The organism is Actinoallomurus oryzae (assembly GCF_039541955.1).
GTDB classification, from domain to species: domain Bacteria; phylum Actinomycetota; class Actinomycetes; order Streptosporangiales; family Streptosporangiaceae; genus Actinoallomurus; species Actinoallomurus oryzae.
The window spans coordinates 54,282-69,417 of sequence record NZ_BAABHF010000078.1 but is presented as its reverse complement, the minus strand read 5'-3'; the positions used below and the strand labels follow the sequence as shown (position 1 = coordinate 69,417).

Here is a 15,136-nt window from a genome sequence, read left to right as displayed (position 1 = left end):
TCCACCAGACACCGGACCACCACGCCGGAGTCCGCTGCCGCGCGGCCCACCTAAGGACCATTCACGGACTAGAGGCTCCGTCCAGGGCGGTCGGCATCCCGCCCTGATCGTGGTTACCACCGAGGTGACGGGACGCGGGCGAATTCAGTGCGCGCGGATTTCGTCGCCGGCTTCACGCAGCGCGTCGACGACCGCCGTGGCCTCCTCGGTCGGTTCAGGCGGGGTGACGGCGACCGTTACGCGACCCAGCCAGTTCGGATCATCGACACGAATCGTGGTGACGCCGGGCGGTATCGACAGCGCGGCGACCTCGGGGACCAGGCAGATGCCCAGTCCGGCGGCGACGAGTCCGAGCCGCGCGGGCCAGCCTCTGACGGAGTACGCGATGACGGGGTCGGCCAGGGTGGGCCACGCCCGGAACTGCGGGTCGCCGGTGGAGCCCTCTCCGGCGATCCACGTCTCGCCGGCCAGGTCGCGCACCGGGACGACGCCCGCGTCGGCCAGCCGGTGCCCGGCGGGCACGGCCACGCAGAGCCGGCCCGAGAACACGACCTCGTGGCGGACGCCGTCGAGATCGTATTCGGGGAGGCCGGCGCCGACGCCGATCACGGCGACGCCCACGCGCCCGGCCCGTAGCTGCCGCAACAGGGTCGGGGTCGAGCCTTCGCTCAGGCTCACCTCGAGTCCGGGGTGCCGGGTGCGGAGCCTCGCGAGCGCACGAGGGACGAGCACCGCGGTCGCGGCCGGGAACGCGCCCACCTTGATGCGGCCCGCCAGCCGATCGCCCAGGCTCACGAGATCCTGCCGCAGGGCGTCGACACTCGCCAGAACCCGTCCCGCGTGTTCGACCACGACGGCGCCTGCCGCGCTGACCCGTACGCCGCGGGGCTCGCGGATGAACAGCGGATATCCGGCGGCCGCCTCCATCGCCGCGACCTGCCGCGAGATGGCTGGCTGGGAGTAGCCGAGCAACCGTGCCGCCGCGGTGAACGATCCCGTCAGCGCTATCTCGCGTACGACGCGCAGGCCGGCGATGGTCAGCTCACTCATGCGCCCAGCCTAGCCATGCGCAAAGCGTATGGGAGCGACCCGGAACTCTCATCGCACGTATGGATTTTCGCGTCCGCCCGGGCGGTTGACACCGGCGAGGGACCTGAGAGGTCCCCGGCTGAGAAAGGATTCTGATCATGGCGAAGACCTGGTTCGTGACCGGCGCCTCCCGGGGTATGGGCCGCGAGTTGACCGGCCGGTTGCTGGCCCGCGGTGACCACGTCGCCGCCACGCTGCGCCGGCCCGGACAACTCGACGATCTCGCCGCGCGGTACGGCGACCGGCTGTGGGTGCGGGCACTGGACGTCACCGACACGGCCCGGCTGCGTGCCGTCGTGGACGAGGCGTTCAGCGTGCACGACCGCATCGACGTCGTCGTCTCGAACGCCGGCCACGGCGTGTTCGCCACCGCGGAGGACCTGACCGACGAGCAGATCGACCAGATGATCAGGACCAACCTCACCGGCTCGATCCAGCTCGCCCGCGCCGTCGTGCCGTACCTGCGCGCTCAGGGCGGCGGGCACCTGATGCAGATGTCCAGCATGGGCGGACAGATCACGTTTCCCGCCTTCTCGATGTACCACGTCACCAAGTGGGGCATCGAAGGCTTCTATGACTCCTTGGCCGCCGAGGTCGAGCCGTTCGGCATCCGTACCACCCTCATCGAGCCGGGGATGGTACGCACGGGCTTCTTCGACGCGGCCACCCGGGTGCCGGTCAGCGCGCCGTACCGCGGCGGGCCCGCCGACCGCGAGCCCATCCCCGTCGAAGACATGACCGACAGCCAGGAGAACACGGTCGCCGCCATCATCCGCGCCGCGGAATCGACCGAGCCACCGCATCGCCTCGTCCTCGGCTCGGACGCGTGGGAGCTGATGACCGCCACCCTGCGGCAGCGTCTCGCCGACATCGAGGCCCAGCGGGAGAACGCGGCCACCGCCGATGCCCAAGACAACGCGCCCGCCGCTTCTCCGAACTGACGACCACGCACTCGCGCGGCCTCCTGATGAGCAGACCATACTGGTCCCCGGCCCTCGTGGGCTTCGCACATTGAGGAGATGCCACCGGATGGATCTTCTGGCCCTTGCCGAGCTGATCGGTCCTCCGCCCACGGAGCCGTTCGCGGTCGACTGGCCGGGCATCGAACGCACCCTCGGCCTGTCTTTGCCCGACGACTACAAGGCCTTCGCGACCGCCTATGGTCCTTGCCGGATCGAGGAGAGTCTCCGGATCACCGTTCCGTCCTGGGCCGGTCGCGGGGCCTACCTGAGCTACTTCAGCACGGTCGGGCTCGAGAGCGAGAGATGCCGATCGATGCGCGATGAGAAGCCCGAGGACCATCCGTACGCCTTCCATCCCGAGCCGGGCGGGCTTCTGCACTGCGCCAGGGGCGCCGGGGGCGACGGCTACTTCTGGGATACGTCGGTGTCGGCGGACCCGAACCAGTGGACTGTGGTCGGACGAGTCGAGGACGCCTGGATTCCGTGCGCGATGTCGGTTACGGATCTGCTCGCCATGGTCGTTGGGGAGAACCGGCAGCGTCATGCTCCGCCTCCCCGGGTGACCCGGTACGACGGCATCGGGCCGTACGTCTTCGGCCGTCCTGACCCCGCCCGGCCCGCGCCCCCGGCCGCCGCGGACTCGTCGACGGCGGACATGGTCGCGGACAGGCTGAAGGTCACTGGCGCGCCCGCTCCGGTCGGTTCCTGGCAGGAACCTGTTCCGGCCGACTACCGCGCGCTCGTGCGGCGCGTGGGTCCCGGGACGATCGATGGCGCGCTGCGCCTGCTCGCCCCGGGAGCCCCGGACGGCTTCGACCGCGACGAAGAACAGGCGCGGTACGGTGCGATGCTGCGCCGGGGGCGCGGATTCGAACCGCGCACCGTCCGCGTGACGGTGGCGCCCGAGCCGGGCGGGCTCGTTCTGTGGGGTGTCTTCGCCACCGGGGAGACGCTTTGGTGGCTACCGGCCTGGCCCCATCCCGATGGATGGCCGACCGTTGTCTGTTCGGCGGACGCCATCGGGTGGCAACGACTCGACTGGTCCGCGACGTGTGTGCTGCACGCATGGCTGAACGGCCGTCTGCGAGACCTTCCGGTGCTCCAGGCGGCGGGGCGCCCCCGTGACGGCGTTTACATCCCGGCGGGCACGGCGGCCGTCGAGCCACCTCGGGAACCGAGCTGGCAGGACATCGCCACCCCACAAGCGCAACTGGCCAGCGTGCTCGGACCGGGGCATGAGCGATCCCGGTTCGACCTGGCCCAGGCCGAGCGAGCGCTGGGGCTCACTCTCCCGTCGGACTACAAGCAGATCCTGCACTCCTACGGCACCGTTCCCGACGTCGGCATCGACATCCACGCTCCAGGAGCGACGCTCGATCTGATCACCTGCCATGAGATGGAAGCACGGCACCGGCAGGGAGTCCGGTTCTGGCCCCACCCGGGTGGGCTGCTGGTCTGCGCCAGTACGGAGCGCCGCCACCGGATCATGTGGGACACCACCGCCCCCGACCCGGACACCTGGTCTCTCGTCATCATGGATGAACTGGACAACCGCTGGCGTTTCCCGGGAACTCTCACCGAACTGCTGATCGCGAACAGCACCGGTCGCTGGCAACCCGCACTGACCGACGTCTCACCCGGCCGACCGCCCAAGCCGGTGTTCTTGCGAAGCGGTCGTTAATCGATATGCCGGTGGCCTCCGCGAGTTCGGCGAGCCTCATGTCCCGGCCACGTCGTAGCGAACGCGATCGACGCCCCACATCCGCGAGTACATGCGAGGCACAGCTCCGCGGCGCAGGGAGCCGCGGCTGCGGCGGCGCTGAACGCTCACGTGATCGCCGAAGAGACCAAGGCCGCCGTCATGCGGTCGCGCGCTGAAGTTTCCCGGTAGGACCTTCCCGGCCTCCGGCGTCTAGATTCGCTTGTAGGTGTTGGCGAGGTTCCGCAGGCCGGTGGAGGTCTGGCCGACCTGGACGACGCGCGGCGTGGTGCGCCCTCCGGAGTGGAAGCCGATCGCCTCGGCCACCTGAGCGGCGGGAAGGTCGAAGAACAGGACCTGCCGCTGGTCCGGATCCAGGGCCGGGACCGTGCATTGGCCGGCGCCCTGGGGCTGGATGTAGACGACCTCCGGCCAGGGCAGGGTCAGCGGATACACCGCCGACTCGATGAGCAGCCCCGCAGGGGAGAGGGTCAGGGACGCCGGGTGGCCGCGGCGCCGCAGACGGAGCGCGTTGAACCGCCGGACTCCCGAGACCAGGAGCACGACCAGGACGATGCCGGGGAGCGCGGTCCACGCCACCGCCCTCGGACCCGTATGCCCCAGGATCCCCAGCTGCTGCTGGTACGTCAGGATGCCGACGAGCCCGAGCACGAAGATCAGGACGACCGCGATGGATGTGAACGCATACACCCGCCTCTTCTCCGCGGCGCTCACGACGAGTTGCGTGACGGGAAAGGTCGCCGGCGGCGGGCCGCTCGGCTGGGACCAGAACGCGCCGCCGGTCATCGTGGCCTCCCATCCGTTCATGGCCCGCTGGAAAGCGGAGTATGGATACGACGGCCCCACCCGGTCTCCGGCTCCACTCCGCGCCGATTTCCGGTGGTCACCACCAGCCGAAGGCGAGCCAGGCGAAGGCGGGCGCGACGACGATCGAGGCGGATCCGTAGGCGAGTAGCTGCCGGAACAGGCGGGGCCGTGCCGACGGCTCTGCGGCGCCGAGGATCAGGCCGCCGGTGATGCCGAGCGGGTTGATGTCGACCAGGACCGAGGCCAGGGCGAGCGCGAGTACGCCGCCGACGGGGGACACGCCGTCGGCCACCAGCGGCGGCAGGAGCGGCATGGCGGTCACGAACACCGCGATGGAACTCGCGGCGAAGGACGTGACCCCGGCGATGTAGCACAGCACCAGCAGGCTGAGCATCGGCGCTCCCTCCACCTGGAGCAGATCGCTGATCTTCTTGAAGGCGCCCAGGTGCTGCATCAGGCCCACATAGGTCAGCAGGCCGCCGATCAGCAGCACCACGTTCCACGGGATTCGGGAGACGATCGCGCCGGCCGGCAGCCGCAGCGCCACCTGCAGGACCAGTGCCCCGGTCAGGCCGAGGTAGCCCACGTTCATGTCGAAGCCGACCGAGAGGACGACGACGGTGAGCAGGCACAGCACCGTGAGAGCCCGGGCGCCGATCCGCTCCCGCGTCGCCTCGGGCGCGGTGGAGACCGCCGTCGCCGTCCCGGCGCCGGAGCCGGGTGCGCGGCCCGCCGATGACGTCACGGGGGTCCCGCCCTCGGCGGCCGAAGGCCCGGCGGTGGCGTGCCCGGTCGCGGCGGACGGGGCGGAGACCCGGCCGGGCGGCACCGCGCCGTTGCGCGTTCCGACGACCAGCCACGCCGCGCAGACGACCACCCCGGTCAGCAGGCCGCCGAACAGGAAGGTCACCGGTGCCGAACCGGGCAGCCCGATGCCGAGTTTCGTGCTCAGCTCGCGGGCGGTGACACCGTAGACGGCGAGCGGCGACAGCAGTCCGCTGATGATTCCGGTGATGCCGAGGACGGCGGCCACCAGCGGTGAGATCCGGTACCGCGCCGCGAAGCCCAGGGCGATCGGGGACACGATCGCGGTCGCGGCGGCGGGCAGGGTGCCGAGCGCGGTCAGCACCGCGCCGACGACGAACGGAACCAGCACGATCAGCACCACGCGGCCGCCGACGAGCCGGAGCAGCAGGTCGAGCAGCCAGTCGAGGGTCCCGTTGAGCTGGGCGGCGGCGAACAGGGCGGTCACCCCGACGATGAGTACGAAGAAGTCGCCCGGGAAGAACCCGGTCACCTTGTCCGCCGGCACACCCGCGGCGAGGCCGAGGAGGAACGCCGCGGCCAGGGCGGCCAGCCCCAGGTCGAACCCGGGGACGAGGGTCGCGGCGAAGAGGGCGATCAGGACAAGGATCGAGAGGGTTGCCATGGTCGTGGGCTCGCTTTCTCGGTCAGACCACTCCTCGGTGGCGCAGGTCTTGGATCTCGGGTTCGGTGAGCCCGGCGAGTTCCCGCAGGACTTCGGTGGTGTGCTCGCCGAGGGCCGGCGCGCCGCGGCCGACCGTGCCCTCGAAGCCGGAGAAACGGCCGGCCGGAGCCTGCATGAGACGCGGCCGGCCCGTTTCGTCCGGCACCTCCACCACCGATCCGCGGGCACGGATGTGCGGATCGGCGCAGACGTCCGCCGCCGAGTTCACCGGCCCGGCGGCGACCCCGGCGTCGACGAGCAGCGACATCAGCGGGTCGAGGTCGTGAGCCGCCACGAACGCGGCCACGCGCGTCTCGATCTCGTCCCGGTGCTCCAGCCGCGCGTTCATCGAGTCGTGGACGGCGAGGTCCGCGGCGTCCATGACCTTGACCAGCCGTCGCCACATCTGCTCGGTCGAGGCGGGCAGGGCCAGCCAGCGACCGTCGCGGGTGCGGTACAGGTTGTTGGGACTGATGTGCGGGTTCTCGTTGCCCTGGCGTTCGCGGCTCTCGCCGGTCGCTCCGTACTCGACGACGAAGTCCTCCATCATCCGCAACAGCGGCTCGTACAGGGGGATGTCGGCCAGCTGGGCCTCTCCGGTGAGGTCTCGCTGACGCAGGGCGAGCAGGGCCGCGAACGCCGCGTAGATGCCGGTGACGCCGTCGGCCACGGGGTAGCCCGCGAAGACCGGCGGACGCCCGGGTTCGCCCGTGCGGTGGGTCAGGCCGGCGAAGGCCTCCGCGACGCGGGCGAACCCCGGGCGGTCGGCGTAGGGCCCGGTACGGCCGAACGCGCTCACGTGGACCATCACCAGGTCCGGCCGGTACGCGCGGAGGTCGTCGAAGTCGATGCGGTACCGGCGCAGCGTTCCCGGCCGGAAGTTGGTCACCACGATGTCCGCCGCCGCGGCCAGCCGGCCGACCAGGCCGGCCGCCTCGGGGCGGTGCAGATCGATCGTGACGCTACGCTTGACGCGGCCGAGCATCCGCCAGCCGGCCGACACGCCGTCCTCCAGGGGCGGGTACAGACGCGCCGGGTCGCCCTCGACGGGATGCTCGATCTTGATCACCTCGGCACCGAACTCGCCGAGGAGCGAGGACGCCAGCGGACCGGCCAGGATCGTCGACACGTCCAGGACGCGTACTCCGCTCAGCGGACCATTGGACACCGGCTATGCCTTTCACGGAGGAGACGTCGAGAAGAGGTTGACGTCACCATGCCGTGCCGACGACGTGCGAGGAAGACGCGATCGCGGCTCACGGGTGAAAGGTTTCGCCTTTATAGTGGCGCGGTGCGGGTGGAACGGGCGCGGTATCTCCTGGCCGCCATCGAGACCGGGTCGCTGCGAGCGGCGGCCGCCCGGTGCGGCGTCAGCCAGCCGACCATCGGCCAGCAGATCGCGCTGTTGGAGGAGGACCTCGACGTCGTCCTGCTCACCCGCAGCCGGCACGGCGTACGGCCGACACCGGCCGGCCAGGCACTGCTCGAACCACTGCGCCGCCTCGTCGCGGCCGAGGACGCGGTGCGAGAGTCGGCGATGGAGTCGAGCGGCGCCTACCGCGGCAGGGTCCAGATCGGCGGCGTCTCGGTGACCGCGGAGACGATCATCGCGCCGGTCGTGGGCCGGCTGCGCGAGCACCACCCCGAGCTGCGGTTCACCGTCCGCGAGGGGGCTTCGACCGCCATTGAGAGCGCCGTGCTCGACGGAGAGCTGGACTTCGGAGTGATCACCATGCCGCTCGGCCCGCCCGCGCCGGGGCTGCGGCGCACACCGCTCGTGTCCGCCCCGGTCGGCGTCTTCGTGCGCACCGACCATCCGCTCGCCGGGCGCGATCACGTCCACTGGCGCGACCTTGAGACCTGGCCCATCGTCACCATGCGGGCGGGCACCGTGATGTGGGAGACGCTGCACCGGCACGTGGCGGCTCCCGACGTCGTCGTGGAGGCCATGTCGGCGCGCACCCTCAAGGTGATGGTCGGCCGAGGCGCCGGGCTCGGCGTCCTCGCCCGGATCGAGACCTCGGCCGACATCACCGACCTCGTGTGGCTTCCCCTGCGCGACGCGCACCCGGTCCACCTGTGCCTGACCCAGCGTCAGGACAGCCGGCCTTCGCGCGCGGCCCTCATCGTGCAGCGGCTCATCCGGACCAGGGCCGAGGAGATGAGCGGCGGGAAGCCGCCGGTCGGCTGAGAGACCGCGGGAGGACGCCGGTCAGCCGAGGGAGCAGGTGTTGGCCACGTCGCCGGAGGTCTGGCGCGGGATGGTGGCACTGGGGGGAGGCGCCTGGCCGCCGCCCGGGGCCGTCCAGCGTTCGAGGGCTTCGAAGGCCGTGCGCATGCAGGGGAGCAGCGGTCGCATCCGGTCCGGGAACATGTCGTACTCGAGGTCCAGGTGCGAGGCGCCCTCGATCCGGTAGTAGCGGTGCCGTGCGCCCATGCCCTGTGACCGGACCATCGCGTCGTACACGTCGCCGTGGACCCTGATGGGCAGCAGGCTGTCCAGCGTGCCCTGCACGGTGATCATCGGTTTGCCGATGCGGCCGGTCAGCGATGCGCGCTTCACGGCTCGGTGCACGCTCCTCGGGCGCCGGTAGTAGTCGTAGTCGGCGTCGCAGCGGGGCGTGCCACTCTGGCAGAACGGGATGCCCGCCTCCAGGTCGCCGTCGTAGGACGGGTCGACCTCCTCGCGGTATCTGCGCTGTGTGCCGTCCCAGAGGATCCGGTACTCGAAGTCCCACAGGAACTCCGAGCCCGGGGCGAACCCGGCCCTCAGCATCGCGGCGTGCGCCGCGGGGTCGCCCGTCGCCGCGTACTTGGGGTACTCCCGCAGCGCCACCGGCAGGTAGACCAGCGCGTTCGGCCCGTCGTCGTGCGGCCAGAGGGTGCCTTCGGAGTCGATGCCGCCGTCGTAGAGCTCGGGGTGGTTCTCCAGCGCCCAGCGCACCAGCTGGCCGCCGTTGGAGATGCCCGCCGCGTACGTCCTGCGGGGGGTCCTGCCGTAGTGGTGGGCGACGGTCGCCTTGGCGGCGATGGTGATCTGCGTCATCCGGCGGTACCACTCCAGGATGGCGTCACCGGGCCTCCTGCCGTCCCGGTAGAACTCCGCGTCGACGTTGCCCTTGTCGGTCGAGGCGAAGGCGTACCCCTTGGCCAGCACCCAGTCGGAGATGGTCACGTCGTTGGCGTACTGGCGGTGGTTTCCCGGCGCGCCGGAGACCACCAGCCCGCCGTTCCAGCGTTCCGGAAGCCGGATCACGAACTGGGAGTCGTGGTTCCAGCCGTGCGTGGTGTTGAACGTGGAGGTGTCCGGGAAGTAGCCGTCGATCTGGACGCCCGGCACTCCGCTCGGGTTCCGGGTGGCCGTCGACTGCAGCCCCTGCCAGTCGGCGGGGTCGGTGTGGTCGGAGCCGATCGTGCCGGCGGTGGTGAGGTCGTCCAGGCAGGCGGCGACCTGTCGCTCGGCTCCGGGGACACGGACCCTGTTCATGTGGGCGCAGCGGGTGCCGGCCTGCGCGGGCGGCGCGGCCATCAGCAGCGGGACGGCGAGGAGCGGCCCCAGCAGGGCCGAGAGGACGGACGGTCTGCGAAGCATGGGCATGGCAGCTCCCAGGGGGCGGAAACGGGACCCATGCTCCTCGACCGGCGACGGGGCGGACCACGTGGCGGAAGCCACTGTTCGACCCCGTCGTGTGGTGGCCGGCGCGGTGTGCGCCGCCTCATAACGGAGGGCCTGAATGTGTGGCCGGTCACCTGGTCCGCCGGCCCGGCCGCCACTTAGCGTGCCATGAATCGCGACCAGCGAACGGCCGTAGGGAGGGCCCATGGAGAGCAGGCGCGAGCACGACGCCCCCTCCGCGAGCGCCACTCCGGGCGGGTCCGTTCCCGCTCTGACGGCGCGCGGCCTCGTCAGGGAGTTCCGCGGGTTCCGGGCGGTGGACGGCGTCGACCTGGACGTGGCCGAAGGCGGCGTGCACGCCCTGGTGGGCCCGAACGGCGCCGGCAAGACCACGCTGTTCAACCTGCTCACCGGGTTCCTGAAACCGACGGCGGGCAGCGTACGGCTCGGCGGGCACGAGCTGGCGGGCCGCAGCCCCGAGGCCATCGCCCGGCTGGGAGTGGCGCGCTCGTTCCAGATCACCAGCCTGTTCGCCGAGCTGACCCCGCGCCGGCACGTCGAGCTGGCGCTGGCGAGCCCGACCGGCCTGGGGTGGCGGTTCTGGCGCTCGGACCGGGCGCTGGCGCGCTTCGCCGGGCGCGCCGGAGAACTGCTCGACCAGGTCGGGCTGGCCGGCCACGGCGACGTCCCGGCGGGCTCGCTCTCGTACGGGAGCAAGCGCGCGCTGGAACTGGCGCTCGCCCTGGCTTTGAATCCCCAGGTGCTCCTGCTCGACGAGCCGACGGCCGGGATGGGCGTCGAGGACGTGGACCGCACCATCGAGCTCATCGGCAGGATCCGTACGGGCCGCACCGTGGTCCTGGTCGAGCACAACATGAACGTCGTCGCCAGCCTCGCCGAGCGGGTGACCGTCCTACAGCACGGCAAGGTGCTCATCGAGGGCCCGTACGCCGAGATCCGGCACGATCCACGCGTCATCACCGCCTACCTCGGAGACTCCCATGCTGTGCGTTGACGGGCTGTCGGCCTGGTACGGCGAGGCGCAGGCCCTGCGTGAGGTCTCGCTGCACGTCGACGCGGGCGAGATCGTCACCCTCGTCGGCCGCAACGGCGCGGGCAAGACCACGATGCTGCGCTGCCTCATGGGACTGCACGCCTCGTACGGCCGGACGGCCGGCGCGATCTCGCTGTTCGGCGAGGACATCACCGGTCTCAGCCCCCACCGCAGAGCCCGCCGCGGCCTGGGCTTCGTCCCGGACGACCGAGGTGTCTACGCCACCCTGTCGGTGGAGGAGAACCTGACGCTTCCACCGGGGATGAAGGCCGGGAGGGCGGGCGGACCCGAGCCGTGGCCGCTGGAGCGGGTGTACGAGACGTTCCCGCGGTTGCGCGAGCGGCGCCGGTTCCCCGGGACGAAGCTGTCCGGCGGCGAGCAGCAGATGCTCGCGCTGGCACGAGTGCTGCGGACGGGTGCCCGGCTGCTGCTGTGCGACGAGCCCACCGAAGGACTGTCGCCGCTGATCGTCCAGCGGATCGGCGACATCCTGCGCGAGGTCAAGGCGGCCGGCGTGACCGTGCTGCTGATCGAGCAGAACGTGCATTTCGCCGCGACCGTGGCCGACCGCCACTACCTGCTCGCCGAGGGCCGGATCGTCGAATCGCTGGACAACGACCAGGTCCGCGAACGCGAGGACGAGTTGCTCGACTACCTCGGAATCTGATGACGGCCGAGATCTGCGACAGAGGAGACGCCTGAACATGAGGATCACGGGCTGGAGCGGCGTCCTGGCCGCCGCGGGGCTGTTGCTGGCCGGGTGCGCGGGCGGACCGGGCGGCGGCGGAGGGAAGATCAGCGATGGCGAGGTGGTGCTGGCCGTGCTGAACGACCAGTCCGGCGTCTACGCCGACACCTCGGGCCGCAGCACCATCGAGGCCGTCAAGATGGCGGTGGCCGAGTACCAGGCCAAGTACGGCGACAAGGCGGTGGCCAAGAAGATCGGGGTGAAGGCCGCCGACCACCAGAACAAACCGGAGATCGCCAACTCCAAGGCGCAGGAGCTCTACGACCGGCAGAAGGCCGACGTGATCCTGGACGTGCCGACCTCGTCCGCCGCGTTCGCCGTCGCCACCATCGCCAAGAACAAGAAGAAGGTGTTCATCGACGTCGGCGCCGCGAGCACCGAGCTCGAAGGCAAGCAGTGCAACAAGTACACCTTCCACTACGGCTACAACAGCTACATGCTGGCCCACGGCACCGGCACCGAGGTGACCAAGGACGGGGCCAAGTCCTGGTACATCGTCTATCCCGACTACGCGTTCGGGCAGGACATGCAGAAGACGTTCGCGGCGGCCATCAAGGCGGCCGGCGGCAGCGTCGTGAAGAGCGACCCGACGCCGTTCCCGAACGACAACTTCTCCACCTTCCTGCTCAAGGCGCCCGGCCTCAACCCCAGACCGCAGGTGCTCGGCACGATGCAGGCGGGCGGCGACCTGGTCAACCTGGTGAAGCAGTACAACGAGTACAAGCTGCGCGACAAGGGCGTCGGCCTCGCGGTCGGGCTGCTGGCCCTCAGCGACATCCACTCGCTCGGCCCCGACGCCTTGGCCGGGAGCCGCTACACCGACATGTGGTACTGGAACCTCGATGACAAGAGCCGCGCCTGGGCCGACAAGTTCCAGGCCAGGACCGGCAAGCGTCCCACCGCCAACATGGCCGCCAACTACTCGGCCGCACTGCAGTACCTGGAGGCCGTGCAGCGCGCCGGCACCGACAAGTCCGCCGACGTGGTGAAGCAGCTGGAGGGCCACAAGTTCGAGGACGCCTTCGCCCGCGACGCCACCATCCGCGCCCAGGACCATCTGCTGCTGCACGACGCGTACCTCTCGCAGGTGAAGCCGTCCAGCGAGGTCAAGACGCCCTGGGACTACGTGAAGGTCCTCAAGACGATTCCGGCGTCGGAGGCGTTCCAGCAGCCCGACCCGTCCTGCCACCTGTAGGCGGCCGGCGTGCTCCAGCAGGCGTTCAACGGGCTGGTGGGCGGGGCGTTCTACGCTCTGCTCGCCCTCGGCCTGGCCGTCATCTTCGGAATGCTGGGCGTGGTCAATCTCGCCCACGGCGCCTTCTACATGCTCGGCGCCTTCGGGGCGTTCATCGCGCTCGACTCGTTCGGCCTGAGCTTCTGGGTGGCCCTCGTGCTGGTCCCGCCGCTGCTGGGCGTGGCCGGCATCGTCGTGGAACGCTTGTTCGTCCGGCGGCTGACGCCGCTGGACCCGCTCTACAACTTCCTGTTCACCTTCGGCCTCGCGCTGATCCTGCAGGACCTGATGAAGCGGGAGTACGGGGCGGACTCCCAGCCCTACCCGAGGCCGTCGGCGCTCAGCGGCACCGTCGACCTGGGGCTGTTCACCTACCCCGCCTACCAGGTGTTCGTGCTGGCGGTGTCGGTCGTGGTCTGCGCGGCGGTGTGGGTGGTGCTGACCCGCACACGCGTCGGCGTGATCGTGCGGGCGGCGACCGAGCGGCCCGAGCTGACCCGCGCGCTCGGCATCGACGTCGGCCGGTGGGTGACCCCGGTCTTCGGCTTCGGCGTGGCGCTGGCCGCGTTCGCCGGGGTGCTGGCCGCGCCGATGCGGGCGGTCACGCCGCTGATGGGCTCCGACCTGATCATCACGGTGTTCGCCGTCGTCGTGATCGGCGGGCTCGGTTCGGTGTTCGGCTCGGTCGCCGCCGGGTTCGCGGTCGGGATCGTGTCGGCCCTCGGCAACTACTACGTCCCATGGCTGTCGCAGACGTTGGTGTTCATCCTCATGGCCGCGGTGCTGCTGTGGCGCCCGGCCGGGCTGTTCGGGCGCGAGGAGGCGTCGCGTTGATCCTTCTCAGGCTGGCCCGCTCGGGCCGGACCGGGCCGCTGCTCCTGGTGATCGGGGTCTTCATCGCCCTCGCGCTGCCCTGGATGATCTATCCGCCGGTGGCGCTCGACATCGCGTGCTGGGCGCTGTTCGCCGCGGCCGTGGACCTTCTGCTCGGCTTCACCGGGCTGCTGTCGTTCGGCCATGCGGCGTTCTGGGGCGGGTCGGCCTACTGCACCGGCCTGATCGCGCTGCACACCGGGATGCCCTTCCCGGTCGCCATCTTGGGCGGCGCGGCGTTCGCGGCGCTGCTGGCGCTCCCGATCGGGTATCTGTCGGTACGCCTGACCGGGATCTACTTCGCCATGGTCACCCTGGCCTTCGCACAGATGATCTACTTCATCGCCAATCAGTGGCGGGGCCTCACGGGCGGGGAGAACGGCCTGCAGGGCATCCCGCGGGAGCTGTTCGGCCTCGACCTGTCCGAGCCGTTCTTCTTCTACTACGCGGGCCTGCCGTTCGTGCTCGCCGGGTTGTTCGCGGCCTGGCGCATCGTCCGTTCGCCGTTCGGCCGGGTGCTGGTCTCCATCCGCGACAACCCGGCCCGGGCGCGTGCCCTCGGCTACCCCGTCGACCGGTACCGGCTCCTGGCCTTCGTCCTGTCCGCCGCGCTGTCCGGCGTGGCCGGGGGCGTGTTCGCCATCGGCCACGGCTTCGCCTCGCTCGACGGGGTCTACTGGACCACGTCCGGGCAGGCGGTGATGATGGTCGTCCTCGGCGGCATCGGCACCCTGTGGGGCGGGGCCATCGGCGCGGCCGTCGTCGTCCAGCTCCAGGACTTCCTGGCGACCGCCGGGTTCGAGGAGACCGGGATCGTCACCGGCCTGATCTTCATCGTGATCGTGCTGCTCTTCCGCCGGGGCATCTGGGGAACGGCCCGTCGCCTGCTGAGCCCTACCGGGCGACCATCTTGAGTGCGAGGCCGGCGTAGAACTCGCCGAGCTCCTCCGGCGAGTCGGAACCGCCGAGCCGGTACCACCGGACGAGGTCGATGCTGAGCGACAGCATCGCGCGCGTGACCCGCTTGACGTCCACCTGCGCGAACGACCCGTCGGCGACGCCGCGGGCGACGGTGTCGCGGAAGAACGCGTTGGTCCGGTGGCGCAGCTCCAGGATCTCGTCGTAGTGCCCTGCCGTGAGCCCGCGCAGTTCGAACTGGCAGACGCGCGCCGCCACGTGGTGGCGGGCATGCCAGGCGGTGTACTCCGCGATGACCGCTCGGAGCCGGTCCGCCGGCCCGTCGCCGCGCGCGCTCAGCACGGACGGGTCCTGAACTCTCGTGAGCACCCGCTCATGACCGGTCCGTACGATCTCGAACAGGACCAGTTCCTTCGACGGGAAGTGGACGTACAGCGCCGCCGGGCTGAGCCCCACCCCTTCGGCGATGTCGCGGGTGGTCGTGGCGTGGAAACCGTTCGCGGCGAAGCACCGCACCGCCGACGTCAGCAGGCCGCGCTGCACGTCTCCGAGCCCCTCTCTCCAGAGGCCGGAAGAGTGGTCCCGCAGCCGGGGGTCGTCCGCCAGCTCCTGTGCGGTGAACCGGGCCTGCCGTCTGGCCATCCGCG

14 protein-coding genes are annotated in these 15,136 nt (G+C 70.8%); 8 read left to right on the top strand and 6 right to left on the bottom strand.

Annotation, left to right across the window (positions count from 1 at the left end):
• Positions 1–144: 144 nt before the first annotated feature.
• Entirely contained in the window at positions 145–1,050 is a 906-nt protein-coding gene (locus tag ABEA10_RS50065; RefSeq protein ID WP_345475789.1) for a LysR family transcriptional regulator, read from the bottom strand.
• Positions 1,051–1,187: 137 nt separating this feature from the next.
• Here ABEA10_RS50065 and ABEA10_RS50060 point away from each other — a divergent pair, with 137 nt between their 5' ends.
• The gene (locus ABEA10_RS50060; protein WP_345475787.1) at positions 1,188–2,030 is read left to right on the top strand and encodes an SDR family oxidoreductase; all 843 of its coding nucleotides are present in this window, start codon (positions 1,188–1,190) and stop codon (positions 2,028–2,030) included.
• Between the two features lie 88 nt (positions 2,031–2,118).
• Entirely contained in the window at positions 2,119–3,732 is a 1,614-nt protein-coding gene (locus tag ABEA10_RS50055) for an SMI1/KNR4 family protein (protein ID WP_345475786.1), read from the top strand.
• A 231-nt stretch (positions 3,733–3,963) separates the two neighbouring features.
• Here the strand turns inward: ABEA10_RS50055 and ABEA10_RS50050 are convergent, their stop codons facing one another.
• From ABEA10_RS50050 to ABEA10_RS50040, 3 genes are all read right to left on the bottom strand, one after another.
• Positions 3,964–4,578 carry a hypothetical protein gene (locus tag ABEA10_RS50050; protein ID WP_345475785.1) on the bottom strand — a complete coding sequence of 205 codons (615 nt, stop codon included), beginning with the start codon at positions 4,576–4,578 and terminating at the stop codon, positions 3,964–3,966.
• A gap of 76 nt (positions 4,579–4,654) precedes the next feature.
• Complete coding sequence (locus tag ABEA10_RS50045) at positions 4,655–6,007, bottom strand: SLC13 family permease (RefSeq protein WP_345475784.1); 1,353 nt, start codon at positions 6,005–6,007, stop codon at positions 4,655–4,657.
• Positions 6,008–6,029: 22 nt separating this feature from the next.
• Positions 6,030–7,214 (bottom strand): CaiB/BaiF CoA transferase family protein, encoded by a 1,185-nt coding sequence (locus ABEA10_RS50040; RefSeq protein WP_345475783.1) that lies wholly within the window; start codon positions 7,212–7,214, stop codon positions 6,030–6,032.
• 123 nt (positions 7,215–7,337) lie between these two features.
• Here ABEA10_RS50040 and ABEA10_RS50035 point away from each other — a divergent pair, with 123 nt between their 5' ends.
• Complete coding sequence (locus ABEA10_RS50035) at positions 7,338–8,237, top strand: LysR family transcriptional regulator (RefSeq protein WP_345475782.1); 900 nt, start codon at positions 7,338–7,340, stop codon at positions 8,235–8,237.
• Positions 8,238–8,258: 21 nt separating this feature from the next.
• Here ABEA10_RS50035 and ABEA10_RS50030 read toward each other — a convergent pair whose 3' ends face one another.
• Positions 8,259–9,644 carry a tannase/feruloyl esterase family alpha/beta hydrolase gene (locus tag ABEA10_RS50030; RefSeq protein WP_345475781.1) on the bottom strand — a complete coding sequence of 462 codons (1,386 nt, stop codon included), beginning with the start codon at positions 9,642–9,644 and terminating at the stop codon, positions 8,259–8,261.
• 223 nt (positions 9,645–9,867) lie between these two features.
• On the opposite strand from ABEA10_RS50030, the gene ABEA10_RS50025 reads away from it, so the two are divergent.
• Genes ABEA10_RS50025 through ABEA10_RS50005 form a run of 5 tightly spaced genes read left to right on the top strand, consistent with a single transcriptional unit; the run spans position 9,868 to position 14,485 of the window.
• Positions 9,868–10,677, top strand: coding sequence for an ABC transporter ATP-binding protein (locus tag ABEA10_RS50025; RefSeq protein WP_345475780.1), 810 nt, complete (start codon positions 9,868–9,870; stop codon positions 10,675–10,677).
• Complete coding sequence (locus ABEA10_RS50020; RefSeq protein WP_345475779.1) at positions 10,664–11,383, top strand: ABC transporter ATP-binding protein; 720 nt, start codon at positions 10,664–10,666, stop codon at positions 11,381–11,383. The genes ABEA10_RS50025 and ABEA10_RS50020 overlap by 14 nt, the downstream gene beginning before the upstream one ends.
• A gap of 37 nt (positions 11,384–11,420) precedes the next feature.
• Positions 11,421–12,659: an ABC transporter substrate-binding protein gene (locus tag ABEA10_RS50015; RefSeq protein ID WP_329259179.1), complete on the top strand. Its 1,239-nt coding sequence runs from the start codon at positions 11,421–11,423 to the stop codon at positions 12,657–12,659.
• A 9-nt stretch (positions 12,660–12,668) separates the two neighbouring features.
• Positions 12,669–13,532, top strand: a complete 864-nt coding sequence (locus tag ABEA10_RS50010) for a branched-chain amino acid ABC transporter permease (protein ID WP_345475777.1) — start codon at positions 12,669–12,671, stop codon at positions 13,530–13,532.
• Positions 13,529–14,485 (top strand): branched-chain amino acid ABC transporter permease, encoded by a 957-nt coding sequence (locus ABEA10_RS50005; RefSeq protein ID WP_345475776.1) that lies wholly within the window; start codon positions 13,529–13,531, stop codon positions 14,483–14,485. The genes ABEA10_RS50010 and ABEA10_RS50005 overlap by 4 nt, the downstream gene beginning before the upstream one ends.
• On the opposite strand, the gene ABEA10_RS50000 is transcribed toward ABEA10_RS50005, so the two are convergent.
• Entirely contained in the window at positions 14,466–15,131 is a 666-nt protein-coding gene (locus ABEA10_RS50000; RefSeq protein ID WP_345475775.1) for a TetR/AcrR family transcriptional regulator, read from the bottom strand. The genes ABEA10_RS50005 and ABEA10_RS50000 overlap by 20 nt on opposite strands.
• Positions 15,132–15,136: the final 5 nt, after the last annotated feature.